The sequence below is a fragment of the Methylorubrum subtropicum genome (genome assembly GCF_038442325.1).
GTDB classification, from domain to species: Bacteria; Pseudomonadota; Alphaproteobacteria; order Rhizobiales; family Beijerinckiaceae; genus Methylobacterium; species Methylobacterium subtropicum.
This window is the reverse complement of sequence record NZ_JBBXMW010000012.1, coordinates 80,610-105,528: the sequence shown is the minus strand read 5'-3', so window position 1 is coordinate 105,528 and position 24,919 is coordinate 80,610. Positions and strand designations below refer to the sequence as shown.

At 70.6% G+C, this 24,919-nt stretch carries 16 protein-coding genes; 9 read left to right on the top strand and 7 right to left on the bottom strand.

Annotated features, from left to right (window positions below; translation table 11 throughout):
• Positions 1 to 165: 165 nt before the first annotated feature.
• From AAHG03_RS17265 to AAHG03_RS17250, 4 genes are all read left to right on the top strand, one after another.
• Positions 166 to 588, top strand: a complete 423-nt coding sequence (locus AAHG03_RS17265; protein ID WP_342151969.1) for a PilZ domain-containing protein — start codon at positions 166 to 168, stop codon at positions 586 to 588.
• Positions 589 to 937: 349 nt separating this feature from the next.
• The gene (locus AAHG03_RS17260) at positions 938 to 5,395 is read left to right on the top strand and encodes a glycosyltransferase (RefSeq protein WP_342151967.1); all 4,458 of its coding nucleotides are present in this window, start codon (positions 938 to 940) and stop codon (positions 5,393 to 5,395) included.
• A 125-nt stretch (positions 5,396 to 5,520) separates the two neighbouring features.
• A complete protein-coding gene (gene zwf / locus AAHG03_RS17255) occupies positions 5,521 to 6,999 on the top strand; it encodes a glucose-6-phosphate dehydrogenase (RefSeq protein ID WP_342151965.1) in 1,479 nt (492 codons plus the stop codon).
• A gap of 74 nt (positions 7,000 to 7,073) precedes the next feature.
• Positions 7,074 to 7,319 carry a DUF6894 family protein gene (locus AAHG03_RS17250; RefSeq protein WP_342151963.1) on the top strand — a complete coding sequence of 82 codons (246 nt, stop codon included), beginning with the start codon at positions 7,074 to 7,076 and terminating at the stop codon, positions 7,317 to 7,319.
• 199 nt (positions 7,320 to 7,518) lie between these two features.
• Here the strand turns inward: AAHG03_RS17250 and AAHG03_RS17245 are convergent, their stop codons facing one another.
• The 3 genes from AAHG03_RS17245 to AAHG03_RS17235 form a co-directional block, all read right to left on the bottom strand.
• Positions 7,519 to 9,945: a PAS domain-containing sensor histidine kinase gene (locus AAHG03_RS17245; RefSeq protein WP_342151961.1), complete on the bottom strand. Its 2,427-nt coding sequence runs from the start codon at positions 9,943 to 9,945 to the stop codon at positions 7,519 to 7,521.
• A gap of 182 nt (positions 9,946 to 10,127) precedes the next feature.
• Entirely contained in the window at positions 10,128 to 12,773 is a 2,646-nt protein-coding gene (gene pepN, locus AAHG03_RS17240) for an aminopeptidase N (protein WP_342151959.1), read from the bottom strand.
• A 254-nt stretch (positions 12,774 to 13,027) separates the two neighbouring features.
• A complete protein-coding gene (locus AAHG03_RS17235) occupies positions 13,028 to 13,975 on the bottom strand; it encodes a hypothetical protein (protein WP_342151957.1) in 948 nt (315 codons plus the stop codon).
• A 451-nt stretch (positions 13,976 to 14,426) separates the two neighbouring features.
• On the opposite strand from AAHG03_RS17235, the gene AAHG03_RS17230 reads away from it, so the two are divergent.
• Positions 14,427 to 15,086: a cupin domain-containing protein gene (locus AAHG03_RS17230; RefSeq protein WP_342151956.1), complete on the top strand. Its 660-nt coding sequence runs from the start codon at positions 14,427 to 14,429 to the stop codon at positions 15,084 to 15,086.
• 75 nt (positions 15,087 to 15,161) lie between these two features.
• On the top strand, positions 15,162 to 15,602 hold the full coding sequence (locus tag AAHG03_RS17225; protein ID WP_342151955.1) for a VOC family protein: 441 nt from the start codon (positions 15,162 to 15,164) through the stop codon (positions 15,600 to 15,602).
• 252 nt (positions 15,603 to 15,854) lie between these two features.
• On the opposite strand, the gene AAHG03_RS17220 is transcribed toward AAHG03_RS17225, so the two are convergent.
• Both AAHG03_RS17220 and AAHG03_RS17215 read right to left on the bottom strand, forming a co-directional pair.
• Entirely contained in the window at positions 15,855 to 16,019 is a 165-nt protein-coding gene (locus tag AAHG03_RS17220; protein ID WP_342151954.1) for a hypothetical protein, read from the bottom strand.
• Between the two features lie 89 nt (positions 16,020 to 16,108).
• On the bottom strand, positions 16,109 to 16,612 hold the full coding sequence (locus tag AAHG03_RS17215) for a hypothetical protein (protein WP_342151953.1): 504 nt from the start codon (positions 16,610 to 16,612) through the stop codon (positions 16,109 to 16,111).
• A gap of 661 nt (positions 16,613 to 17,273) precedes the next feature.
• On the opposite strand from AAHG03_RS17215, the gene AAHG03_RS17210 reads away from it, so the two are divergent.
• The 3 genes from AAHG03_RS17210 (at position 17,274) to AAHG03_RS17200 (ending at position 22,648) form a co-directional block, all read left to right on the top strand.
• Positions 17,274 to 20,918 (top strand): PAS domain S-box protein, encoded by a 3,645-nt coding sequence (locus AAHG03_RS17210; RefSeq protein WP_342151952.1) that lies wholly within the window; start codon positions 17,274 to 17,276, stop codon positions 20,916 to 20,918.
• A 213-nt stretch (positions 20,919 to 21,131) separates the two neighbouring features.
• Complete coding sequence (locus tag AAHG03_RS17205; RefSeq protein WP_342151950.1) at positions 21,132 to 22,157, top strand: sensor histidine kinase; 1,026 nt, start codon at positions 21,132 to 21,134, stop codon at positions 22,155 to 22,157.
• 65 nt (positions 22,158 to 22,222) lie between these two features.
• Positions 22,223 to 22,648 (top strand): SufE family protein, encoded by a 426-nt coding sequence (locus tag AAHG03_RS17200; RefSeq protein WP_342151949.1) that lies wholly within the window; start codon positions 22,223 to 22,225, stop codon positions 22,646 to 22,648.
• A 154-nt stretch (positions 22,649 to 22,802) separates the two neighbouring features.
• On the opposite strand, the gene AAHG03_RS17195 is transcribed toward AAHG03_RS17200, so the two are convergent.
• Together AAHG03_RS17195 and AAHG03_RS17190 are read right to left on the bottom strand one after the other, a co-directional pair.
• Entirely contained in the window at positions 22,803 to 23,639 is an 837-nt protein-coding gene (locus AAHG03_RS17195) for a DUF6456 domain-containing protein (RefSeq protein ID WP_342151948.1), read from the bottom strand.
• A 587-nt stretch (positions 23,640 to 24,226) separates the two neighbouring features.
• On the bottom strand, positions 24,227 to 24,664 hold the full coding sequence (locus AAHG03_RS17190) for a Ros/MucR family transcriptional regulator (RefSeq protein WP_091942932.1): 438 nt from the start codon (positions 24,662 to 24,664) through the stop codon (positions 24,227 to 24,229).
• Positions 24,665 to 24,919: the final 255 nt, after the last annotated feature.

The window sequence follows — 24,919 nt, the reverse complement described above, 5'->3', positions numbered from 1 at the left end:
TCTTCGTTGCAGATTTGCATGCTGCACCGCAAGATAAGGCGACTATTTGTGCGGTGCAGCGTGTGCGGCACCCGGATGCAACCACAGCGCAAGGAAGCGACCTAGAACTTTGTAGAAAGACATTCCTGTTACGTCACGTTGGCAGGAACCAATGCGAAACGTTCGATGTCGGACCATCACAGCCAGGACGTCCTCCGTTCGGCCCTCGTCGATGGGGGGGCGGGCGAGCCCGCCGCGGACGGCCTCGTGCCGCGGCGTGAAGCCCGGATGGCCACCAACTGGATCGCGATGATCCGGCTGTTCGACGGCACCGAGATCCCCTGCAACGTCAAGGACATCTCCAAATCCGGGGCCAAGCTCGGCGTGCCGAGTTCCCAGGAGCTGCCGGCTTCCTTCATGCTCAAGGTGGTGGGCCGCGACTTCGTCATGCGGGTGAGCCTCGCGTGGCGCCGCGGCCATTTCGCGGGCGTGCATATCGACCGCATCGCCAAGCTGCCTCAGGCGGTCGAGGCCGCGGCTCCGGTCGAAGGGCCGAAGCCCGACTACGCCTCGATCGGCACGCGCAGCCGCCGCTTCCACGGCGATTGAGCGATACCCCGCCGGGGCGTCGGCCCTTCGCGCTGCGGACGACAGATTCGGCGCGCGTTCCCGAGCGATCTGGTCGCTGGTCTCTATTGCAGTCTTGCCGAAGAGGCGCGGTATATCCGAAAATTATACATTCGATTGCGGTGCTGCGCCTTATCGGACTTCCTGCCAATGCAGTCTTTCCCGCATCGGGCCGCCGGGCCGCGCCCTTGCGGGGCGGGGCGGCGCATAGTAGGTGCGGTGCGCAAACGGGCGCGTACGCGAAACGCGTGACGCGGCTCCCTCGCAAGGCGACACGGCCGGGCGCCTCGCCCCCGCGCGAGGCTGCGGCAGGCTGCGGAGAAGCGTGACGATGGTGAACGTCAATCGGTGGTTCGGGCGTCAATCCGGTCCGACCCCCGCTGCCGAGGCCGCACCGCCCGCACCCGCCCCCGCCGCGCCGGCTGCGAAGGCGCCGCCCAAGCCGGCCGAGGCCGCCAAGCCGCGCGGCGAGGTCCGCCTGTTCGCCTTCCCCGACTATTCGGTCACCAACCCCTACCAGACCGGCCTCTACAGCGCCCTCCACAAGGCCGGCGAGGTCTCCTACGGGCCGATCGAGGAGGCGCTCGCCGCTTTGCGCGAGGACCCGCGGGAGATCGTGTTCCACCTGCACTGGCCCGAGCCGATCTTCGGCGGCGCGGCCGACCTGCACGAGTATCAGGCGCGGGCCGAGGAATTCCTGACCGCCGTCCGGCTGTTCCGGGCCGGCGGCGGCCTGTTCGTCTGGACGATCCACAACAAGCTCTCGCACGAGCGGCGCCTGGGCGACTTCGAACTCTCCTTCCTCACCGAGCTGTCGGCGCTCGCCGACGTGATCCACCTGCACAGCCCGGCGGCGATCGAGGCGGTCAACGACGGCTATCCGGTCGATCCGGCCAAGGTGATCATCGTCCCGCACGGCAGCTATGTCGGCTACTACCCGCCGGGCCCGCCGAAGGACCGCGCGCGCTGGCTCCTCAACGTGCCCGAGGACGCCTTCCTGTTCGGGATCGTCGGCCAGCTGCGCCCCTACAAGGGCATCGACATCCTTCTCGCCGCCTTCGAGGAGGTCGCCGAGCGGCACCCCAACGCCTACCTCGTCATCGCCGGCAAGCCGGTCGCCCCGTTCACGGAAGCCAGCATCAAGCATCTGGCCGAGACGAACCCGAGGCTGCGGGTGCTCCCCGGCTTCCTGCCGGCCCACGACCTCGCCCGGATCTGCACCGCCGCGGACGCGATCGTGCTGCCCTACCGCGAGATCCTGACCTCGGGCTCGGTGCTGCTCGCCGCCTCCTACAGCAAGCCCGTCATCGTGCCGAGCACGCCGACCCTCGACTTCGTCGCCGAGGAAGGCATGGGCCTCACCTACGACGCCGGGGCGCCCGACGGCCTCAAGGAGGCGATGCTCAAGGCGCTGGCGGCGCCGGCCGAGACCGCGACCCTGGGCGCCCAGGCCAAGGACTTCGCCAAGCGCAACACCTGGGCCCCGCACGCCGAGGACTTCGTCAAGAAGCTGAAGACGGCGCTGGCCGCCGAGCGCGTCACGGTCGAGATCGAGGGGCGCAAGCGCGCGGTCTCGGTCTACCGCCGCATCCGCGAGGCGCCCGGCGCCATCGGCGTCGCCCTGGTGAACTACTTCAGCGTCGAGGACATCGAGACGCTGATCGCCGATCTGCCCGAGACCGTGCGCGGGCGCGACGTGCGCGTCTACGTGCTCGACAATTCCGCGGGCCGGCGCCCCAACCGCAACCTGATCGAGCGCGCCGACGTCTACGTCCACCCCGGCAGCAACCTCGGTTACGCCGGCGGCAACAACACCCTGCTCGAACTGATGCGGCAGGAGGGCTGCGAGTACGGCTTCATCCTCAACCCCGACGTGACGATCACGCCCGCGACCTTCGAGACGCTCCTGGATCACGTGCGGCCCGACGCCGTCCTCGCCCCGGCGGTGATGAACGCCGATGGGCTCGTCGGCTACGGCGGCGGCGTGGTCTTCGCGAGCGGCGAGGGCATCGTCGTCAACCAGCTGTTCGAGCGGCAGGCCGCCAGCGTCCTGCCCAAGGAGCCCTACGAGGTCGATGCCCTCAACGGCTGCGCGCTGTTCGTGCCGCTCGCCCTGCTACCGAAGATCGGCCACATCCCGGAAGACTACTTCCTCTATTACGAGGAAACCCACTGGTGCCTCTCGTTCAAGGAGCGCGGCGTCAAGTGCGTGGTCTGTCCCACGGCGCGAATCATCCACAACAAGCGCTCGAAGGCCGGTGACTTCCCGGCGCTCTACTACACCTACTACCTCCTGCGGAACCGCTTCGTCTTCACCGCGCGCTGGGGCAAGAGCCTCGGCGGCGGCGCCTACAACGCCGACGCGGTCGCCGCCGCGATCCAGCGCGACTTCGTCGTGCCGTGGAAGGACAAGATCGCCAAGGGTCAGCCCGGCCTGCTGCGGGTGTTCGAGCGCGGCGTGGCCGCGGCCCTCGAGGACGGCCGCAAGGGCGTGACCGGACCCGTCGATCTGCCCGCGCGCCTCGACCGGGTGCCGCTCGCCGGCACCGCCAGGACCGAGGGCCGGATCGAGCGGTTCGGCGGCGGCCACGTGCAGGGCTGGATCGCCGAGCAGGACCGCGCCGGGGCCTGGGGACCGGGCCAGCTCTGGGTGTTCCGCGACGGCTCGCCGCTGCAGGCGATCGACGTGACGGACGACCGCGGCGACGTCCAGCAGGCGGGCTTCGCCCTCAAGTCCGGCCTCAACACCGCCGCCTCCTTCGCCGTGCCGGACGGCGAGGCCCACCAGTTCGAGCTGCGCACCCGCGGCGACGGTCGCCGCCTGCTCTTCGTCGATGGAACCGAGGGAACGCCCGAGGACCGGCCGGTGGTCGAGCGCCAGGCGACCCAGCACCGGGCCGCCTTCAGCAACGTGATCGGCGGGCGGCTGAACGGCTGGGCCTTCGACCGGTCCCACCCGACCCTCTCGACCCTCGTCGATGTCACCGTCGAGTTCATCGACGCACCCGATCCGGCCGTTGCGCCCAATCCGGCGGCCGAGCCGGCCGCGGCGCCGGCGCCGGCCGTCGAGGCCGTGACCCGGCCGAGCATGACCGTGCGCAACGTCAAGGCGGACCAGTTCCGGGCCGACCTGGAGAAGGCCGGCATCGGCGACGGCCACCACGCCTTCCAGGTCGCCCTGCCGAACGAGGCGTTCCGGTACGCGACCGTGGAGGCCTCGCTTCGGCTGGCCGGCCGCGCCCACGTTCTGGTCAAGCGCGAACTCGCGATCGTCAACCCGATCCGCGACTTCGACAGCGGCTTCACCTTCGAGCAGTTCCTGCGCTGGTCCTACAACGAGGAGCGGATGCCCTACGGGCAGATCGACCGGATCCCGGCGATCTTCGAGGCGATCGACTTCGAGCGGACCCTGCGGATCACCCGCGCCAAACACGTCCCGCAGACGGACCTCGTCAGCATCGTCATGCCGGTGTTCAACCGCGAGAAGATCGTCGGCGAGGCGATCGCTTCGGTGCTGGCCCAGACCTACGCCCACTTCGAGCTCATCGTCGTCGACGACGGCAGCAAGGACGACAGCGTCGCCGCGGTGAAGGCCTTCGACGACCCGCGCATCCGGCTGATCGAGCTGCCCTACAACCGCGGCGTCTCGGCCGCCCGCAACGCGGGCCTGCGCGAGGGCCGGGGGCCGTTCGTCGCCTACATCGATTCCGACAACGTCTGGAGCCCGGACTACCTCGCGGTCATGCTCGACGCCTTCCGCCAGCAGCCGGAGGCGACGAGCGCCTATGCCGGCCAGGAGGTGTGGGAGTACCTGCCGACCCTCGACCGCGACGAGTTCCGCTTCGTCCGCATGGCGCCGTTCAACCGCGCCCGGATGGAGCAGCGCAACTTCATCGACCTCAACGTCTTCATGCACCGCCGCGAATCGTTCGAGCGCTTCGGCGGCTTCAACGAGAGCATGCGGCGGCTGGTCGATTGGGAGCTGATCCTGCGCTACACCGTCGAGCGTCCGCCGGCCTTCCTGCCGGTGACGCTCGGGCGCTACCGGATCGCGCGCGCCGACAACCAGATCACCTTCGTCGAGGATCACCTCGCCAACCTCGCCCTGCTGCGGCTTCCCACGCCGCTGACCGACCTGCGCGCCGCCCAGGGCGTCACCGCGCAGGCGCTGACCGTCTTCGTCCACGCGAGCGGGCCGCAGGCCTTCGCGGGCTGGAAGGAGGCCAACCGGGTTCTGGCCGCCGAGAGCCGCGTCTTCGCCGCGTGGCCGACCGGCATGGGTGCGCAGGGCGTCGGGCCGGACGGCACCGTCCGTTCCTTCGCGAGCGTCACGGCGGCGCTCGCCGAATGCTGCGAGACGGTCGGCGAGGAATCGCTGCTGCTGATCGGCGCCGACTACGTCCTGTCCGGGCGCTGGGCGGCGGTCTACGCGGCGGCCTCGGCGCAGGGGCGCTTCGACGCCCTCACCGGGCGGCTCTACAGCGGCCGGCGCGGGCCGGACGGCAATCAGGTGTTCGACGACCGCATGCCGCTCAAGATCGCCCCTTCGGTGAGCGCGTGGCAGTTCTCGCCGCGGATGCACGGCGTCGTGGCGTCGTGGCTGCCCGCCGACTACCTGATCCTGCCGCCGTCCTCGGTACGCCGCCTTCAGGTCTGCGCCGCGCTGCGCTCCGACCTCGACGAGGCGGTCGCCCGCTTCTTCGGCTACAGCGCGAGCGGGCCGGTGCGCGGCCTCTACGCGCCCGACCTCTCGGCCTTCACCATCGCCGACGTGCCGTTCCGCATCTGACGGCGGGACGGCTCCCTCGGCCGAGCCCGCGGCCGGGCCCTTGCAAGGGCCCGGTCCGGGCCGCTAACCCTCGGGCCAGACCCCGCGGACGCTGCCCGTCGCGCGCGAACCATGGGAGCCGTTTCGTGGCCACCATCATCCCCGTCTCGTCCTTCGATTACGTCGTGTTCGGCGCGACCGGCGACCTGACTCAGCGCAAGCTCCTGCCCGCGCTCTACCAGCGCTACCGCGACGCGCAGATCCCGGAAACGAGTCGCATCATCGGCGCCTCCCGCACCGAGATGGACACCGAGACGTTTCGCGCCCGCGCCCGCGACGCGCTGCTCAGCTACGTCCCGGCCTCCGACATCGACGAGACCAAGCTCAAGGGCTTCCTCGACCACCTGTTCTACGTCGCGGTCGATGCGCTCGGCGACGACGGCTGGCCCGACCTCAAGCGGCTGCTCGACGAGCGGCCCGACCGCATCCGCCCGTTCTACCTCGCCACCTCGCCCGACCTCTACGGCGCGATCTGCCGGAACCTCGACCGCTACGGCCTGATCGGCGAGAAGACCCGCGTCGTGCTGGAAAAGCCGATCGGCAAGGACCTCAAATCGGCCCGCGCCATCAACGACGCCGTCGGCGCGGTCTTCCCCGAGAGCCAGATCTTCCGCATCGACCATTATCTCGGCAAGGAGACGGTGCAGAACCTGCTGGCCCTGCGCTTCGCCAACACCATCGTCGAGCGGCTGTGGAACGCCGACGTGATCGACCACGTCCAGATCACGGTCGGCGAGACCGTCGGCGTCGAGGGGCGGGCGGGCTATTACGACACCTCCGGCGCCCTGCGGGACATGGTGCAGAACCACATCCTCCAGCTGCTGTGCCTGACCGCGATGGAGAGCCCGATCTCGCTCGACGCCGATTCGGTGCGCGACGAGAAGCTGAAGGTGCTGCGGGCGCTAAAACCCATCACCGCCGCCGACGTGCAGAGCGTGACCGTGCGGGGCCAGTACGCGGCCGGAGCGGTCGGCGGCCAGCCGGTGGCCGGCTACCAGACCGATCTCGGCGACCATCCGGTCAGCCGCACCGAGACCTTCGTGGCGCTCAAGCTCGAAGTGCAGACGTGGCGCTGGGCCGGCGTGCCGTTCTACGTCCGCACGGGCAAGCGCCTGCCCAAGAAGCATTCCGAGATCGTGGTGCAGTTCCGCGCCTCGCCGTTCTCGATCTTCCCGGAAGAGTCGTTCGGGCGCGAGCCGAACCGCCTCGTCATCCGCCTCCAGCCGGAGGAGGGGATGAAGCTCGAAGTGATGACCAAGGACCCCGGCCCCGGCGGCATGCGCCTGCGCCCGACCAACCTCGACATCTCGTTCGAGGAGACGTTCAAGCAGCGCTATCCCGACGCCTACGAGCGGCTGCTGATGGACGTGGTGCGCGGCAACGCCACGCTGTTCATGCGCCGCGACGAGGTCGAGGTCGCCTGGGCCTGGGCCGACACCCTGCTCAAGGCCTGGGCCGACCGCCCCGAGCCGCCGCGCCCCTACGCCGCCGGAAGCTGGGGGCCGACCGCCGCCATCGCCCTGATCGAGCGCGACGGCCGCACGTGGCACGAGGAATTGCCTTAGGTTTAACGGCTTCAGGAAACCGCGGGTCGGATGCCGGTTAACGAGCGACAGGGTCGTGACCGGGGTCCGAGGGCATGTCGCGTTACTACTTCGACGTCGAGAACGGCGGCCTCACTGTCGATGAGGAGGGGACCGAACTCGACGGCGGCGAGGCCGTCGCCACGCTGGCCATGCGCACGCTCCTCGACATCGCCCGCTTCGAGGTCGTGGCCCATAACGAACGCCAGATGTCCGTCACCGCCCGCGACGCGACGGGGGTGCCGGTCTACCGCACCGAGCTGACGGTGCGGGCAGGCTGGCTCGTGGGGCATCCGGGGTGACGGCGCGGCCGTGACGAGAGCCGGGCCGAGCGGACCATCCCATCCAACCCCCTCATCCTGAGGTGCCGCGCAGCGGCCTCGAAGGAGGGCTCCAGCGGATCGCGCGGCTGGCTGGAGCCCTCCTTCGAGGGCGCCGCTTCGCGCCGCCACCTCAGGATGAGGGGGTTGGATGGGAGAGGCGTCGCGGGCCGCCACCGCCTCACACCAGATGCGCCATCTCCCGCACCGATCGGCCGGCGCCGCGGACGATGCCCGGCGGCAGCGGGGCGACGGTGGTGATCCGCAGCGGCGCGATCGTCTCGCGGACGGGCTCCTGCGCCCGGTTCGTCGCGCGGCCCCGGTCGGGCCGGACCGGAATCCGCACCGTCTCGACCGGCGTTTCAGGCTGCGGCAGGCGCACCAGCACGATGGTGCCCTGGCCCTCCTCGGAGCGGATGCGTAAGGCGCCGCCGTGCAGCTCGGCGGTGGAGCGGGCGATGGCGAGGCCGAGGCCCGAGCCCTTGTAGGTGCGGGTCAGGTTGGTCTCGACCTGCTCGAACGGGCGGCCGAGCTTGGCGATGGCCGATTTCGGGATGCCGATGCCGGTATCCGCCACGAACAGGTGGACGGAGCCGCCGCAGGGCCGTCCGCGCAAGGCCACCCGCCCGCCCTCGGGCGTGAATTTCACGGCGTTCTGGACGATGTTGAGCAGGATCTGCTGGAGCGCCCGCTCGTCGGCGAACACCTTGAGGGTCGCCGGTACGTCGATGCGGATCGTCACCGACTTGGCCGCCGCTTCTTTCGCGACCATCATCACCGCGGAGGAGATCGCGGCGTCGAGGGCGAGTTCGCGCGGCGCCAGCGTCACCCGCTTCGCCTCGATTCGCGACATATGCAGGATGTCGTCGATGACCGAGAGCAGGTAGGTGCCGCTCTGCTGGATGTCGCGGCAATAATCGCCGTAGCGGGGCGAGCCCAGCGACCCGTAGACCTCGCTCTCCATCAGCTCGGCGAAGCCCATGATGGCGTTGAGCGGCGTGCGCAGCTCGTGGCTCATGTTGGCGAGGAACTCGGACTTCGCTTGGTTGGCGATCTCGGCCCGACCCTTCTGGTCGAGATGGCGCTCGGCGAGGTCGGCGAGCTGCTGGGTCTGGAGTTCGAGGGTGCGCCGCGAGCGCTTGAGGTCCTTGACCGTCTCGATCAGCTCGCGCTCGGAGGCGACGAGCTGCTCCTGATGGCGCTTGAGGCTGGTGATGTCGGTGCCGACCGAGACGTAGCCGCCGTCCTTGGTGCGCCGCTCGCTCACCTGCAGCCAGCGGCCGTCGGCCAGTTCCAGCTCGAAGGTGCGGGCCGGCCCGCGCTCCGGACCGGGGATGCCCCGGCGCACCGTCGGCAGCGCGCCCTGGCCCATGATCTCGTCGTAGCGGCGCCCCGGCACCGCGTCCTCGCTCGCCAGCGCATGGAGATCGCGGAACTTCGAATTGCACAGGACGAGGCGGTTGCCCGCGTCCCACAGCACGAAGGCCTCGGACACCGCCTCGACGGCGTCGCGCAGGCGCATGTCGGCGGTGGCGCTGGTCTCGGCCAATCGCCGCTGCTCGGTCACGTCCATGGCGATGCCGACAAGGTGGCGGCTGCCGTCGCCGGCATCCTCGACGATCTCGGCGCGGGTGCGCAGCCAGACCCAGGCGCCGTCCGCGTTGCGGATGCGGAATTCGTGGTCGAGGGTGGCTTGGCTCGCCGCGAGCTGGCGGGCCAGTTCGTGGAGGTCGCCGTCCTCGTCGTGGAGCAGGGCGTTGACGTCGCCGAAGGACAGCAGGTCCTTCTCCGGCGTGTAGCCGAGCAGGGCGAACATCGAATCCGACCAGAAGATCGTGCCGCGGGCGATGTCCCAATCCCACAGCCCGCAGCGCCCGCGCCCGAGCGCCGTGTCGATGCGCGCCTTGACGAGGTCGCAGACCTCGTCCGCCGAGCGGGCGCGGCGCGTCTGGATCATGTAGGCGGCAGCGATGCCGGTGAGCATCAGGGTGACGGCGCACAGGACGATGGCGTGGCTCCAGAACGCGCGCCACCACGCGGCGTCGATCGGGGCCAGCGGCTGGATCACGGCGACCTGAAGTCCGGAGCCGGGCCGGTGCATCGCCGCGGCGATGGCCTGCCCGCCCCCGTGCAGGCCGACCGTCATGGCGCCCGCGCTCTCGCCGAGGATGGTCAGCGGCTCGCCGTCGGCCAGCATGGCGCTCAGCGTCACGGTGCCGCTTGGCAGGGCCGGATGGGCGGCGCGGATCGCGCCGGCGGAATCGGTGACGAGCACGCGGCTGCCCGCGGGCAGGAGGTGCATCGGCAGGGAGCGGTCGAGCCGCGTCTCGGCCTCGTTCGGCTGTAGCGCGGCGGCGGCGAGGCGGGCGAAGGCCTCGACCTCGCGTTGCGCCGCGCCGACCGCCGCCTCGTAGGGCCCGCGCAGCTGCAGCGCCGAGAGGGCGGTGAGGCCGAGCAGGAACAGCACGAGGAGCGCCGGCAGGGCATAGCGCAGCCAAGCCTCCGCTCGCACGAGACGGACCTGCGCGGTGCCGGTGGGACGCTGGACCCCGAGAATCGTGTCCGCGCGCGCACGCGCGGACAGGGACGCGGACACCGCCCCCGGCATATCGGAACCTCGCAGATGATGAATCCGACCCGGCCGGTGCCGCACCGGCTGTTTTCGAATCGTATTCATATTGAGCATCGCGGGGGCCGCTTTGTCCACGCCCAATTTGGGGGAGGGCGTTGACGTTGGACCCGATCGGAGTCCGTCCCGGATGCCGTCCGATTCCCGAAACCCGAGTCCGATCAGACGGTTAACGAATCACCCAGGCTGCGGCCGGCGATGTCGGCGACGTCACGGGAAAGGCCGGGCGTGGCAAGGATGCGACGCAGGGCGGCGTCCGCCGCGGCCCGGCGCCCCGGCTCCAGGCGGCGCCAGGGGCCGAAGGCGGTCATCAGCCGGGCGGCGACCTGCGGGTTGGTCCGGTCGAGGGCCAGCACGGACTCGGCGACGAGGGCGAAGCCCGCCCCGTCGGCCCGGTTGAACTGGGTCGGGTTGGCAAGCGCGAAGGAGCCGACCAGCGACCGCACCCGGTTCGGGTTGGTCATGGCGAAGGCCGGGTGCGTCTGGAGCCGGCGCACCCGCTCGACCGTGCCATCCTCGGGGATCATGGCCTGGATCGCGAACCACTTGTCGAGCACCAGGGGCTCGTCGGCGTAGAGTTCGGCGAAGGCCGCGAGCGCCGATTCGCGGGGCTCGCCCGGCAGCAGCGCGAGGGTCGAGAGGCCGGCGAGCCGGTCGGTCATGTTGGTGGCCGACGCGATCTGAGCGCCAGCGAGCGCCGTGCCCTCCGCCGGGTCTGCGACCGCGATGAGGTCGAGGGCGGCGTTGCGCAGGGCCCGCCGCCCGGCGGACGCGGCGTCGGGCGAGAACGTCGTGCCCGCGGGCTCGGCCAGCGCGTCGCGTAAGGCGCGCAGGCGGGGGCCGAGCGCGGCGCCGAGGCGCACCCGCAGGGCGCGGCGGGCGGAAAAGATCGCGTCCGGGTCGATGTCGATGCCGATCTCGTCCGCGAGGTCGCTCTCGCTCGGCAGCGCCAGCACCAGGGCGGCGAAGGCCGGGTCGGCGAGCGCGCGCTCGTCGAGGAAGGCGCCGAGCGCCGCCGCGAAGGCCTCCGCGCCGGCGCCCGTGTCCTCGCCGCGCAGCGCCCCTGTCGTCAGCCGGGCCGCGACGCGCTGGGCCGCCTCCCAGCGGTTGAAGCCGTCGGTGTCGTGCCGCAGCAGGGTGAGCCGGTCGGCATCCGCCATCGCCATATCGACCCGCACCGGGGCCGAGAAGCCGCGAAACAGCGAGGGCACCGGCGCGGCGGTAACGTTCTCGAAGGTCAGCGAGGCTTCGGGGCGGTCCAGCACGAACACGCCGTCTTCGACCTGCGGGCTCGTCGCCCCGTCGAGGGGGCCGGCCTCGCCGATCAGGCCGAGCCGGACCGGGATGACGACGGGCGGCGCGTCGGCCCCGGCGCCGGGGCGGGTCTGGCGGAAATCGAGCCGGTAGGTCTTTTGGGACGCGTCGTAGGCGCCGGAGACCGAAACCCGCGGCGTGCCGGGGCGCTCGTACCATTCGGCGAAATCCGCGAGGTCGCGGCCGCTCTCGGTCTCGAAGGCGCACAAGAAATCCTCGACCGTCGCCGCGGTGCCGTCGTTGTCCGTAAAATAGCGGTCCATGCCGGCGCGGAAGGCGGTGTCGCCGATCAGCGTGCGCAGCATCCGGACGATCTCGGCGCCCTTCTCGTAGACGGTGGCCGTGTAGAAGTTGTTGATCTCGGCGTATTGCTTCGGCCGCACCGGGTGGGCGAGCGGGCCGGCATCTTCCGGGAACTGGCGGGCGCGCAGGGTCCGTACTTCGCCGATGCGGTGAACGTCGCGCGAGCGCATGTCGGACGAGAATTCCTGATCGCGGAAGACCGTGAGACCCTCCTTCAGGCAGAGCTGGAACCAGTCGCGGCAGGTGACTCGGTTGCCCGACCAGTTGTGGAAGTACTCGTGCGCGATGATCGCCTCGATCGCCGCGTAATCGGCATCGGTCGCGGTCTCGGGGGAGGCGAGGACATACTTGTCGTTGAAGATGTTGAGGCCCTTGTTCTCCATCGCGCCCATGTTGAAGTCGGACACTGCGACGACGTTGAACACGTCGAGATCGTAGGCGCGGCCGAACACCTCTTCGTCCCACTTCATGGAGCGGGCCACCGCGTCGAGCGCGTAGGCCGCCCGCTCGGCCTTGCCCGGCTCGACGTAGACGGCGAGTTCGACCGCCCGGCCCTCCATGGTGGTGAACGGCGCCGTCATCCGGTCAAGGCGTCCGCCGACGAGGGCGAACAGGTAGGCGGGCTTCGGATGGGGGTCGTGCCAAACCGAGAAGTGACGATCCGTCCCCTCGATCCTGCCCGATTCGATGTTGTTGCCGTTGCCCAAAAGGATGGGTGCCTGCGCCGCGTCGGCCTCGATCCGGGTGGTGTAGACCGCCAGTACGTCCGGCCGGTCGAGGAAGTAGGTGATCCGCCGGAAGCCGTCGGCCTCGCACTGGGTGCAGTAGACGCCGTTCGAGCGGTAGAGCCCCATCAGCTTGGTGTTGGCGGTCGGGTCGAGCCGCGTCTCGATCGTCAGCGTGAATGGCCGCTGCGGCGGCTCCGGCAGGGTCAGCGCCGAGGGCGCGACCCGGAAGGCGGCGGGCGCGAGCGGTTCACCGTCGAGGTCGAGTGCGACGAGGCGCAGGTCGTCGCCGTCGAGCACCAGGGCGGCGCCGGGCCGGCCGGCGGGGTTCGGGCGGATCGCGAGGCGGGCGGTGACGCGGGTGTCGTGCGGGTCCAGGCGGACATCGAGTTCGACCCGGTCGATCAGGTGATCGCTCGGGCGGTAATCCTCCAGGCGGACGGTCGGGGGCGTCTCGGTGCGCATGGGGTTCTGATCCGGGCTCGCCTGCGGGGTCGCCCGACCTTTAGAGGTTTTCGCCCGCGACGGAACCTCGTCGGCCGCGGGCCGCGTTGCGGCAGCAACCGGATTTCCATCCTCCACCGTCATTCCGGGGCGCAGAAGGCGAACCCGGAATCCACCCGTGATGCGGGATGCCCGGCTGAAGCCGAACCGTCGCGGCCAGTCGTGGATTCCGGGTTTCGCTGCGCGGCCCCGGAATGACGGCGGTGAGTGAGCCCTCAGCTCCGGTACGGCGCCTCGATCCCCATCGCCCTGAGGGCCAGCCTGTAGGTCAGGTCCGACTGGACCAGACTGTCGGCGATGAAGCGGTCGAAGGCGGTCATCCAGCGCGGCGTCAGGTGGAGGAACGCGTTGCGCGGGCCGGAGCGGACCACGAAGCCGCGCTCCTGCGCCACGCTCAGGATGTTGCGGATATGGGTGCGCGACACGCCGAAGCGCGGGGCGAGATGGGCGAGGTCGCCCTCGCGGATGCGGGCATCGGGGTCGGCGCCGCCCATCTCGAAGAAGGCCAGCAGGATGATGAGCGCGCTCGTCGCGCTCAGGAAGAACACGATCTCTAGGTTGACCCACATCATCGCCGCGATGGCGTCGAAGGCGGCGGGCGCCGCGCCGGCATGGGCGGCCTGGAAATCCCGGTCGCGCCGCAGCGGCGGGCCGTAGCCGGGCTCGGGGTAGAGCACATCGAGGGGCGCGTAATGGGCGGCGATCCATTCGCGGTCCCAGTCGAGCAGCCGTTCGGTGGGTTTGAGCAGGCGCACCCGGTTGTCCTCGGGCTGGCGCTCCATCTCGACATAGCCGGTCTGAGCGAGCCGGGCGGCGAAGTCGTCGATCAGCCGGGGGCTGGCGAAGCCGAACCGGGCGACCTCGTCCTTGAGCCGGTTGAGCGTCGGCCAGGTCGCGCGGTCGGTCGGGTCGTAGGCGGCGTAGAGGCAGACCAGGATGGCGAGGGCCGTCACGCGGCCGACATCGGCCCCGAGCTGCGCCGGGAAGGTGCCGGCCTCGTAGACCTTGGCGTGCTTGGCGACGAACAGGCGGCGCGCCGCCGGGAAGTCGGGATGGGCCAGGATCTCCTCGGCCGAGCGATGGGCCGGCAGCTTGCCGGCCGGTGCAGCGTTTTCGCGCGGGCTAGGGACGGCGGATGTCTGGCGCTGGGTGAGGGAGGTCATGGTCGGCCGGCATCGTTCTTCTGAGTTGGCCGGCGTTCTAGCCTGCCGCGGCGGGGCCGCAACGCGCGGCCGGCTGCGTCGGCGTCAAAACTTTTTGACCGCACCGCCGATCGACGCTCGCCGCGCCGGGGCGATGCGTGGTCGACCGTATTCCCTCGCCGCCCTCCCGATCGAGCTAGGCCGACAGGTCTCGGCCGTGAATGTTCACAAGGCCGAGAGCGTCAGGCTACGCTCCGCTGCGCGTCGAAGGTCGGGTTCCCTGCCAAACGAGATCGACGCAAAATTTGCCATGTCCGTCCGATTGCGGCGCGGCGCGGGAAACCGCTAGCCAGGGCGAGCGTCAATGCCGACGCGCCCCGGGACCAACGATGACCAAGGCCTCCTTCGAAGCGTTGAGGCGGGGCCTGCGCGCGAGCACGACTGGTTTTCGCGGCTTGAAAGTCTCAGCCCGATGACCGTTCTACGGAGTTTTACGGTCGCTCTACCGTCCAATCCGGCCGAGCGCCGCCGGGCCTGGGCGGGTGCGCTGGCGCCGTTCCTCGACATGGCGCCCGCGGAGCGCGATCCGGCGCCGGGCCTGCTCGCCCTGACCCGCCATCGTCTCGGGCCGCTCACGCTGGTCGAGATGACGGCGCCGGCCCAGACCTTCCGGCGGGCGCTCCGGCCGGGTCACGACGACGTGATGGTCCTGTTCTGGCTCGACGGCGTCGGCCGGGTGACGTGGCCCGGCGGCACGGCCGGGTTCGGCCGCTTGCAGGGCGTGGTGCTCGATCTCGCTCAAGCCGCCACCCTCGCGGTCGGCCCGGTCCGGGCGACCGGCCTCGTCCTGCCGCGAGCGCTCGTCGCGGACCGGGTGCCGAACCTTGCGTCCCTGCACGGGGCGGTGCTCGATCCGGCTTCCGATCCGGTGGGCCGGCTGTTCTTCACCTGCGTTCAGGACGCCGCCGAGACCGCGGCCGGTTTGCCCGCGGATCGGCTGCTGCCCGTCGCCGAAGGGGTCGCCGCCCTCGCGGCGGCCGCCCTGCGCCGCCTCGCCACCGAGCGCCGGGACGCGCCCAAGGCCGCGCCCAAGACCGCGCCGCCACGCCGGCTGGCGGAGGTCGCGGCCTGACCGCCGGCCCCGTTGACGCGTCCCCGCCGCGAGCCAGATAGGCGCTCACCCCTTCGACGAGCTTGCGGAACGGCCATGGAATACCTGCACACGATGGTCCGCGTGGCCGATCTCGACCGCGCGCTCGCCTTCTACGTCGAGGCCTTCGGCCTCGAAGAGGTGCGCCGCGTCGAGAACGAGAAGGGCCGCTTCACCCTGGTCTTCCTCGCCGCCCCGGGCGACATCGCGCGCGCGAAGTCGGAAAAGGCGCCGATGATCGAGCTGACCTACAACTGGGACCCGGAAGAGTATTCCGGCGGGCGCAATTTCGGCCATCTCGCGTATCGGGTCGAGGACATCTACGCCTTCTGCACGAAGCTGAAGGAGCACGGCATCACCATCAACCGCCCCCCGCGCGACGGCTACATGGCCTTCGTCCGCTCCCCCGACGGCATCTCCATCGAGATCCTGCAGAAGGGCGAGGCCAAGCCGCCGCAGGAGCCGTGGGCTTCGATGGAGAATACGGGGACTTGGTAGGGCGGCAGGCACGCAGCGAGCCGCATCCTGAAGCGTGAGCGCCTGTCCGGCTCGGCTCTTCGCAATCGGGATCGATCCCACCCAACCCCCTCATCCTGAGGTGCGTAGCGCAGCGGAGCCTCGAAGGAGGGCTCCAGAGGTCTCAGCGATACACTGGAGCCCTCCTTCGAGGCTGCTTCGCAGCACCTCAGGATGAGGGGGTTGGGTGGGATGAATCGGTCAGAGAGGCTCGGAGCACCTTCGGTGCTGCCGTCACGCCTCCAATTTCGGCACGATTCCCAACTCCGCCAGCTTGGCGCTCACGGCCTCGACCGGGCGCTTGAGCCTCAGGCTGATGACCGGGACCGGAATACCCTCCCGGGCGAGGCTGCGCAGGCTCTGGACGGCGTCGAGGCTCCAGTGGGTTTCGGTCGACATCTTTGTCCTCCTGTCGTTCGCGCCGACCGCGCCTCACACGGCGCGGTCGGGTCTCTCGACGTGGGCCGGCGTGCCGGGGGCGGCAACGTTCACGCCGAACATCCGTGCATGCCCGCGAAACGGGCAGGGCGCTGGGCCTGCACCGGGCGGGTGCCGCGGACCGTCAGGGGGCGGCGGGTCGTCCGCTCGACCTTGAGCAGGATGTTGGAGCCGCCGACGAGCGCCCCGGTCTCGTCCCGCAAGGGCGTCGGGTAGGGCATGAAGGCGGCCCGGCTCCCGTCCGGCCGCTCCAGCACCGCCTGGACGCCGCGCACGGCGGCGCCCTCGCGCAGCGTCACGGCCATCGGGCAGAGGTCGTGCGGCAGTGCCGACCCGTCCGGGTGGTAGAGCCGCCACGCGCCGCACCAGCGCGCCTTGCCGATCACGGGGCGGAAGCCCCACAGCTCGGCCGCCGCGTCGTTGTAGTAGGTCAGCCACCCTTCCGCGTCGGTGGTGTAGAGCGGCGCGGCGATCTGCCGGAACAGCTCGGCCCGCGACGGCTCGTAATTCCAGTCGGAATCCGGGGCGTCAAAATCGTAAGGTTCTCTTTCCATCATGCTCCCCACGACGCGGGCTTCGAAATGCCCGCTGCCAGCATTTCGTGCCCCCCTCTGTCATGGGTTCCTGGGGGCTCGCCGGCTCGGAAGCCGGCACCGTGAGCCCTCCGGAGCGGCGCGCGACACGCCACCCTCCAGATCGTCCAACCCTGTGGAATTGTGCCGCGAAGCTTCCGGGGGCGGTCGCTCCTCGACGCCATGACCGGCGTGGTTGCCGGACTGGGCTCTTCCGCAGGGTCTGATGCGGACGAAGAGTTACAGAGCATGCCCCGCCGCCCCGCGCAAGCGCTTTTGCTGCATCCCTCGACCCGTCCAGAGATCAGCGCGGGCCGGTGACTGTTGTTTTTGCGACGCAAAACAATTCCAGGCTGCCGATGATACGCCGCAGCATCCATGCTGCAGGGCAATCCGGCATTGCATATGCTGTGAATTGTGCAAGCCATGACGGAACGGCCGCTCCACGACTTGCGGGCGAGCGATGCCCGAGGGGCCGGGCGTTCGAGCTTAGGCATTTACCGTGCCGGTTCCGTGGGGCGGCCTCGCGCTTAACCCCGCGGTTGAACTCCGGTATAGCTCGCCCTGTGTCCCCACCCCGTCCGGCCGTCCCTCCCGTCCCCCGTTCCGGTGCCGCGTGCCGATCCGTGCTGCGGGCCGCCCGATGAGCGTGCCGGCCGCCCTCGCGTTCCTGGCCGAGACCGGTGAGACCGGGCGCGAGATCCTCGCCCACGACTGGTCGGGCCACACCCTCGGCCCGATGGCGGGCTGGCCGTCGGCGCTGCGCAGCACGCTCGCGACGATGTTGGGTTGCCCGGCGCCGATGTTCCTGGCCTGGGGGCCGGACGGCATCGTCTTCTTCAACGACGCCTACCGCCCGGTCTTCGGCGACCGGCTCCCGCAGGCGCTCGGGGCGCGCTTCCGCGAGATCTGGGCCGACCTGTGGGACGACATCGGCCCGCTGGTCGAGGCGACGCTGTCCGGGCGCAGCGTGTCCCAGCGCAACCTGCCGCTGACGATGCACCGCCACGGCGTGCCGGAAGAGACGTGGTGGAGCTTCACCTACTCGCCGGTGCGCGACGACGACGGCGCGGTCAACGGCATGCTCTGCATTACCGCCGAGACCACCGCCGAGGTGCTGGCCGAGCGCGCCCGCGAGCGCAGCGAGCAGCGGCTCGACCTCGCCCTCTCGGCGGGCGGCAGCATCGGCGTGTGGGACTGGGACGTCGCCGCCGACCGCGTCACCGCGGATGCCCGCTTCGCCCGGCTCTACGGCGTCGATCCCGTCGTGGCCGAGCGCGGCGCGCCGATCGCCACCTTCTTCGGCGGAATCCACGTCGACGACCTGCCCGAGGTGCGACGGCGGATCGAGGCGGCGCTGACCACCGGCGCGCCGTTCTCGGCGGAGTACCGGCTGGTCCAGGCCGACGGTTCCGTGCGCTGGGCGGCGGCCGAGGGGCGCTGCCTGCACGACGCCGCCGGGCGGCCGACGCGCTTTCCCGGCGTCAGCTCCGACATCACCGAGCGCAAGCGCACCGAGGCGGCGTTGCGCGAGAGCGAGGACCGGTTCCGCGGCATCGCCGACACCATCGAGCAGATGATCTGGTCGACGCGGCCCGACGGGTTCCACGACTACTACAATGCTCGCTGGTACGAGTTCACCGGCATGCCCGACGGCTCGACCGACGGCGCACGGTGGAACGGCATGTTCCACCCCGAGGACCAGGAACGGGCCTGGGCGGTCTGGCGCCACAGCTTGGCTACCGGCGAGACCTACGGCATCGAGTACCGGCTGCGGCACCGCTCGGGCCGGTATCGCTGGGTGCTGGGCCGCGCCAAGCCCCTCCGCGACGCCACGGGCCGGATCGTGCGCTGGTTCGGCACCTGCACCGACATCCACGACCGCAAGCTCGCCGAAGAGCGCCAAGCCTTCCTGCTCGCCCTCAACGACACCTTACGCGAGGCGCCCGACCCGAACGCGGTGACGCTCGCCGCCGCCGCGGCGCTCGGCACGCGGATGAACGCCGCGCGGGCCGGCTACGGTGAGATCGACGCCACGGGCGAGACCGTCCGGGTCGAGCGCGACTGGACCCGCGACGCGTCGATGGAAAGTCTCGCGGGCGAATCGCGCATCCTCGACGGCTTCGGGCCGGCGGTGGTGGCGGAGCTGCGGGCCGGGCGCACGCTGACGGTCGAGGATTGCTACAGCGATCCCCGCGCCGGCCGGCGCTACGCCGCGGTGTGGGACTCGATCGGCTGCCGCGCGCTGGTCGTCGTGCCGCTGATCCGCGAGGGGCGCTTGCGCGCCATCGTCTACCTGCACGAGCCGGAGCCGCGGGCCTGGACGGCGGAAGAGGTCGCCCTCGTCGAGGACGTGGCGCAGCGGGTCTGGCACGCCGCCGAGCGGGCGCGGGCCGAACTCGCGGCGCGGGCGCAGGCGCGGGAACTGCGCCTCATCGCCGATTCGCTCCCCGTCCTCATCGCTTTCTTCGACGCGGGCGGGCGCTGCCGCTTCGCCAACGCCGCGGGGGCGGACTGGTTCGGCGGCACGGCGCCGGACGGGCGAACGCTCGCGGAACTGATCGGCGACGCCTACACGGCCGACCGCTCAGGCTTCGAAGGGGCGCTCGCCGGCCGCGAGGCCCGGTTCGAGCGGGCGTGGCCCAACCGCGACGGGCGCCGCCGCGTCGCCGAGATCCGCTACCGGCCGCGCCTGACCCCGCAGGGCGTCACCGATGGCGCCTACCTGTTCGCCCTCGACGTGACCGACCGCAAGCGGATGGAGGAGGTGCTGGCCCGCGAGGTCGATGCCCGCACCCGCGAGCGCGACCGGCTGTGGCAGACCACCAACGACCTGATGGGCACCGCCGGCCTCGACGGCTACCTGCGCAGCGTCAACCCGGCCTGGAACCGGCTGCTCGGCTGGAGCGAGGCCGAACTTCTGGCTCGTCCCTTCCTCGACCTGATCGACCCCGAGGACCACGCCGAGACCGGCGCGGTGCTGCGCCGGCTTGGCAATCGCGAATCCGTCACCGATTTCGTCGATCGCGTGCTGAGCCGGGACGGGCGGCGGCTCACGGTGATGTGGACCGCGGTGCCGGAGGGGGATCGCTTCCACATCGTCGGCCGCGACATCACCCAGCAGCGCCTCGCCGAGGAGCAGTTGCGGCAGGCCCAGAAGATGGAGGCCGTGGGCCAGCTCACCGGTGGCATCGCCCACGACTTCAACAACCTGCTCACCGGCATCGTCGGCTCGCTCGACCTGATGCGCACCCGGATCGGCCAGGGGCGGATCGACACGCTGGAGCGCTACATCGGCGCGGCGCTGTCCTCGGCCGAGCGCGCGGCGGCGCTGACCCACCGCCTGCTCGCCTTCGCCCGGCGCCAGCCGCTGGAGCAGAAGCCGGTCGATGTCGCAGCACTCCTCTCCGGTATGGAGGCGCTGCTGCGCAGCACGCTCACCGAGAACGTGCGCCTGACCGTGACGACCGGCCCCGAGCTGTGGCCGACGCTCTGCGACTCGCACCAGCTCGAGAACGCGATCCTCAACCTCGCGATCAACGCCCGCGACGCGATGCCGGACGGCGGTACCCTCACGATCACGGCGGAGAACGCCCGCCTCGACCCCACCGACCCGCAGCTCCCGCCGGAGATCGAGCCGGGCGACTACGTTGCCTTGAGCATCGGCGACACCGGCCTCGGCATGGAGCCGGAGGTGGCGGCCCGCGCCTTCGAGCCGTTCTTCACCACGAAGCCCATGGGCCAGGGCACGGGGCTCGGGCTGTCGATGATCTACGGCTTCGCCCGCCAGTCCGGCGGCCATGTCCGGCTCGATTCCGCGCCCGGCCGCGGCACCGCCGTGCTCCTGTACCTGCCGCGCCATCGCGGCACCGTCACCCCCATCCCTGAGCCGACCGCGAGCGAGGCCCCGCCCGCGGGTCGCGGCGAGACCGTGCTGGTGGTCGAGGACGAGCCGGTGGTGCGCGACCTCGTGGTCGAGACCCTGCGCGAACTCGGCTACCGGGCGATCCAGGCGCAGGACGGCCCGGCGGGCCTGCGCATCCTGCGCTCCGAGACCCGCATCGACCTCCTCGTCACCGATGTCGGCCTGCCCGGCCTCGACGGGCGCCAGCTCGCCGAGCAGGCCCGGGCCGGGCGGCCCGAGCTGAAGGTGCTGTTCATCACGGGCTATGCCGAGAACGCCCTGTTCGGCGGCGACGACCGCGATCCGGGCACGCAGATGATCACCAAGCCGTTCCCGGTGAAGGCGCTGGCCGCCCGCATCCGCGCCATGATCGAATCGGGATGATCGAGCTTTCGTGAAGCCCCGGCCGCGCCCCGAAGGCGGCCGAGCGGGTTATCGTCGCGACCGGGCGCGGACGCGGCGTTCGGTCCACTTGTGGACAGGCCGGAACGGCCCCTGTCCGCATACGTTGACCGGCGCGTAACCAAGATGACGGCGCGCTCGCAGCGTCAGGGCAGAGCGAACACAGAGCGGATGGCAGAGGAGATTCCAGCGGAGATGGGTGGGGCGACGAGCCCGTTCGATCTCGGCGACGGCTTCCGCCGTTTCGCGGACCACGTGCCGCTGATGATCTGGCGCACGGATCACACCGGGCGCACGGTCTACCACAACGAGAGCTGGCTCCGGTTCACCGGCCGCACCCTCGATGCGGAGCTGACGGAGGACTGGCGCCGCAGCCTGCACCCGGACGATTTCGAGCGCCATGCCCGCATCGTCGCCGAGGCGTTCGCGGTGCAGGAAGCCTTCACCATCGAGTACCGCCTGCGCCGCCACGACGGCGCCTATCGCTGGCTGCTCGACACCGGCCGCCCGCTGCGGGACGGCGACGCCTTCCACGGCTATCTCGGCTCCTGCTTCGACATCACCGACCGCAAGAACGCGGAGGAGGAATCCGCCCGCGCGCTGATCGAGAAGGAGACGCTGCTCGCCGAGATCTATCACCGGGTGCGCAACAACCTTCAGGTGATGGTGAGCTTGATCGGCCTCTACGGCCGAGCCGCGCCCGAATCCTGCCGCGGCAGCTTCGATGCGCTCGGCCAGCGGGTGCGGGCGATCGCGCTGGTGCAGCAGCACCTGCACGAGGCGCCCCACATCGCCTCGATCGACCTTCAGGACTATCTCCGGCGGCTCGCCGCAGGCCTGGGCAACCTGCGCCGGCCCGGCCGCATCGGCGTGGTCGTGGAGGGCGGCCACACCAGCCTCGTCGAGCCGCGCACCGCCAACGCGCTCGGCATGATCGTCGCCGAAGTCGTCGCCGAATGCCTCGACGCCACCGCCGAGACGGTCAGCTGCTCCATCGCCATCCGGATCGACGCGACCGCGCCGGTGCGCCTGTCGATCGTCTCGGGCAGCGGCGAGGCGGCGGCCGAGGGCAAGCCCGGCGTGCCGATGCTCGGCCCCCGGCTGATCGCCGCCTACGCCGCCCAGGCCGAGATCACGGCGAGCGGCACCGCCACGAGCGCCGACCCGCTGCGGCTCACGCTTCCGGAAGTCCGGCCCGACCTGCGGCCTTCCGCGCCCTGACCGCGCTAGGCTCTTGGTCCCGCGCCCCCTATATCGGGCGCGTCCCCTCGCTTTGTCCGTGAGCCATGCTGCCGAACCTCGACACGATCATCGAGAACTTCGAGATCCTCGACGATCCGATGGACCGCTACGAGTACGTGATCGAACTCGGCAAAAAGCTGCCGACGCTGCCGCCCGAGCAGCATGTCGAGGCCAAGCGCGTCCACGGCTGCGAGAGCCAAGTCTGGCTCGACGTTGGGCTGGATAGGGCGGCCGAGCCCCCGCGGCTGGCGCTCGCGGGCGACAGCGACAGTCACATCGTCAAGGGCTTCGTCGCCCTGATGGTCGCCCTCTACAGCGGTCGCACCCCCGAAGAGGCCCTGAAGGCCGACGGCTTCGACCTTCTCAAGCGCCTCGATTTCGGCGCCCACATCACCTCGAAGCGCTCCAACGGCGTGCGGGCGATGGTCGAGCGGATTCATCGCGACGCCGGGCGGCTGGCGGCGGCGTAGGTCTCCGCCGCTCTTCCCCTCCCCCTTGCGGGGAGGGGTCAGGGGTGGGGGTGGTGCAGAAGGCACCGCCTCCGCCTCATCCTGAACCACCCCCACCTCCTACCTCCTCCCCGCAAGGGGGAGGAGAACGCGTGTTCTGTGAGCTGCGAGACGCTCACGCCGCCCCATCACCCCCCATCCGCCACTGCCGCGTGCGCCCCCGTTCCGGCCCGCGCGCCTCGCGCTCGATGCCGTAATGCTCGGCGAGCCGCCCCAGGGCGATGCGGGCCACGACCTTGGCCGAGCGTGCGGGCCATTTGCGCTCGGATTCGATCCGCTCCAGCCCTTTCAGGAACCCGCACAGGTCGATCAGCAGACCCGACAGGTCGGAGCCGACTGCCGTGAGCGCGTGATCGACCCGCTGGCGCGCGGCGATGGTCCGGTCGGTGGCCGCGGACGGGTCGCGCGGGCCGCCGCCATCGACGCGTTGCGCCGTCCAGTCGGCGGTGACGCCCGGCAGCATCTGCGCCGCCGACAGGTCGTGGCGCAGGCGCTCGCCCGCGGCAAAAGCGGCGGCGTCGATCATCGGCTCGCCGTCGCGGCCCCGGCGCCGCGCCATCCAGGCGAGCGGGCTTTCCGCGGCGTCGCGCAGGCGCATGGTCTCGCCGGTGCCCTCGCGGACGGGATCGAGATGCTGCAGCCGGAAGGCGTCGTCGCGGGGCTCCAGCGCCCGCCGCAGCCGGGCACGGCCGGCGGCACCGATGACGAGGCGGTTGCGGCGCCCGTCGTCGCGGGCCGCGAGGTCGGCGGCGACCAGCGCCTCGCCCGCACGGGCCGGAAAGCGACCGCCCCCGAGCGAGACCCCGCGCCCGCCGCCGCGCACGATCAGGGTGTCGGGCGACGACGGGTCCGGGAAGGCGTAGGCCCCCTCCGCGGCCAGGGCCGCGAGCAAACGTTCGGCCTCCCGGCCGAGCCCGCCACCGTTTTTGTTCGTGTTTTGTTCCTTCGACATCGCGCTACCTGAAAGCCACCGACGGTCAAAAGCTAAAGGACAATGATCCTAAAACAAGCCTTGACAGGTCGGTCATGCGTCTTGAGGTTGCAGCGTCACGCTGATGATTTTAACCTCAGGTGTGGCTCCGGTAGCCGATCCAAGTGCCTTCCCTGCCGCGAAAGTCGCCTCGGACGCGTAGAGCGCACGGAGCGGGCGAGGCAGGCCGGCTCGGGTGTCGGCAAAGCATGGCACGGTCCCGGAGTCCGGGCGTTCGGGCGCCTTCGACTTGCCTGTTGATAACTCGATTCGGCTGCCCCGGATGCCATCACGAAAAAGCCCGCCGCCCCACGGATCGGGACGACGGGCTTTCCCAAAAGGGGTGCGAACGATCGGCGCGGGGCCTCAGGGCTACCCTACAGTCATTGCGAGGCGGAGCCGAAGCAATCCAGGGCTCCGCATCGTCCGGATCAGCCGCAACCTCGGAGACGTCGCGGCCGAAGCGTCTCGCCCCATCCTAAATGGTCGCGCCGCTGGATTGCTTCGCTCACCCTCGCAATGACGGAGCGGGATGCAAACCGGTGGCGACCAACCGATCGACGGCCGGATCAGGCGGCTTCGTCGTAGTTGCCCGGGCGCGGCTGGCCGAGGCCGATCGCCTTGGCGAGGTCGGAGCGGGCCTTGGCGTAGTTCGGGGCGACCATCGGGTATTCGGGCGGCAGGCCCCACTTGGCGCGGTACTGCTCGGGCGAAAGGTTGTACTTCGCGCGCAGGTGCCGCTTGAGCGACTTGAAGGTGCGCCCGTCCTCCAGGCAGACGATGTAGTCGGGCTGGATCGACTTCTTGATCGGCACGGCCGGCTGCTGCGGCTCGGTTGGCTCCGCCTTCGGGGCGACGCGGCCGGTGCCGACCTGGAGCAGGGCGCCGTGCACGGCGCCGATCAGGTGGCCGAGCTCGCCCGCCGGCACGGGATTCTTGGTGACGTAGGCAGCGACGATGTCGGCGGTGAGGACGACGTAGTCGACCGGCGTCTCGGTTTCGTTCATGATCAGAGTGTGTCCCTTGATGCGGTGCCCCGCACACGGTCCGGCGATCGGCTCCGCGAAGGAGCGACGCACGGATCGAGCAGGTAGGGGCGGCTTAGTGCGCGCGGCCCGCACGTTATCGGTTGAGTGTGACGCCCCCCGCAATCACGTGCTCTACCTAGATCAATCAGATTAGACCTGCAAGACAGAGCCGGTATGCAGGACGTGTCCTGCCCAGAGTTTCCTCAACACCATCGTGACGAGTTCGGCGGCGCG

What these genes read in the sequence shown, in the direction of transcription:
- AAHG03_RS17250 (WP_342151963.1), top strand. Translation starts at nt 7,074, where the DNA reads ATGTCGCGTTACTACTTCGACGTCGAGAACGGCGGCCTCACTGTCGAT.
- AAHG03_RS17230 (WP_342151956.1), top strand. Translation starts at nt 14,427, where the DNA reads ATGACCGTTCTACGGAGTTTTACGGTCGCTCTACCGTCCAATCCGGCC.
- AAHG03_RS17225 (WP_342151955.1), top strand. Translation starts at nt 15,162, where the DNA reads ATGGAATACCTGCACACGATGGTCCGCGTGGCCGATCTCGACCGCGCG.
- AAHG03_RS17200 (WP_342151949.1), top strand. Translation starts at nt 22,223, where the DNA reads ATGCTGCCGAACCTCGACACGATCATCGAGAACTTCGAGATCCTCGAC.
- AAHG03_RS17235 (WP_342151957.1), bottom strand. Translation starts at nt 13,975, where the DNA reads ATGACCTCCCTCACCCAGCGCCAGACATCCGCCGTCCCTAGCCCGCGC.
- pepN (WP_342151959.1), bottom strand. Translation starts at nt 12,773, where the DNA reads ATGCGCACCGAGACGCCCCCGACCGTCCGCCTGGAGGATTACCGCCCG.
- AAHG03_RS17190 (WP_091942932.1), bottom strand. Translation starts at nt 24,664, where the DNA reads ATGAACGAAACCGAGACGCCGGTCGACTACGTCGTCCTCACCGCCGAC.
- AAHG03_RS17245 (WP_342151961.1), bottom strand. Translation starts at nt 9,945, where the DNA reads ATGCCGGGGGCGGTGTCCGCGTCCCTGTCCGCGCGTGCGCGCGCGGAC.
- AAHG03_RS17220 (WP_342151954.1), bottom strand. Translation starts at nt 16,019, where the DNA reads ATGTCGACCGAAACCCACTGGAGCCTCGACGCCGTCCAGAGCCTGCGC.
- AAHG03_RS17210 (WP_342151952.1), top strand. Translation starts at nt 17,274, where the DNA reads ATGAGCGTGCCGGCCGCCCTCGCGTTCCTGGCCGAGACCGGTGAGACC.
- AAHG03_RS17215 (WP_342151953.1), bottom strand. Translation starts at nt 16,612, where the DNA reads ATGGAAAGAGAACCTTACGATTTTGACGCCCCGGATTCCGACTGGAAT.
- AAHG03_RS17205 (WP_342151950.1), top strand. Translation starts at nt 21,132, where the DNA reads ATGGGTGGGGCGACGAGCCCGTTCGATCTCGGCGACGGCTTCCGCCGT.
- AAHG03_RS17260 (WP_342151967.1), top strand. Translation starts at nt 938, where the DNA reads ATGGTGAACGTCAATCGGTGGTTCGGGCGTCAATCCGGTCCGACCCCC.
- AAHG03_RS17265 (WP_342151969.1), top strand. Translation starts at nt 166, where the DNA reads ATGTCGGACCATCACAGCCAGGACGTCCTCCGTTCGGCCCTCGTCGAT.
- AAHG03_RS17195 (WP_342151948.1), bottom strand. Translation starts at nt 23,639, where the DNA reads ATGTCGAAGGAACAAAACACGAACAAAAACGGTGGCGGGCTCGGCCGG.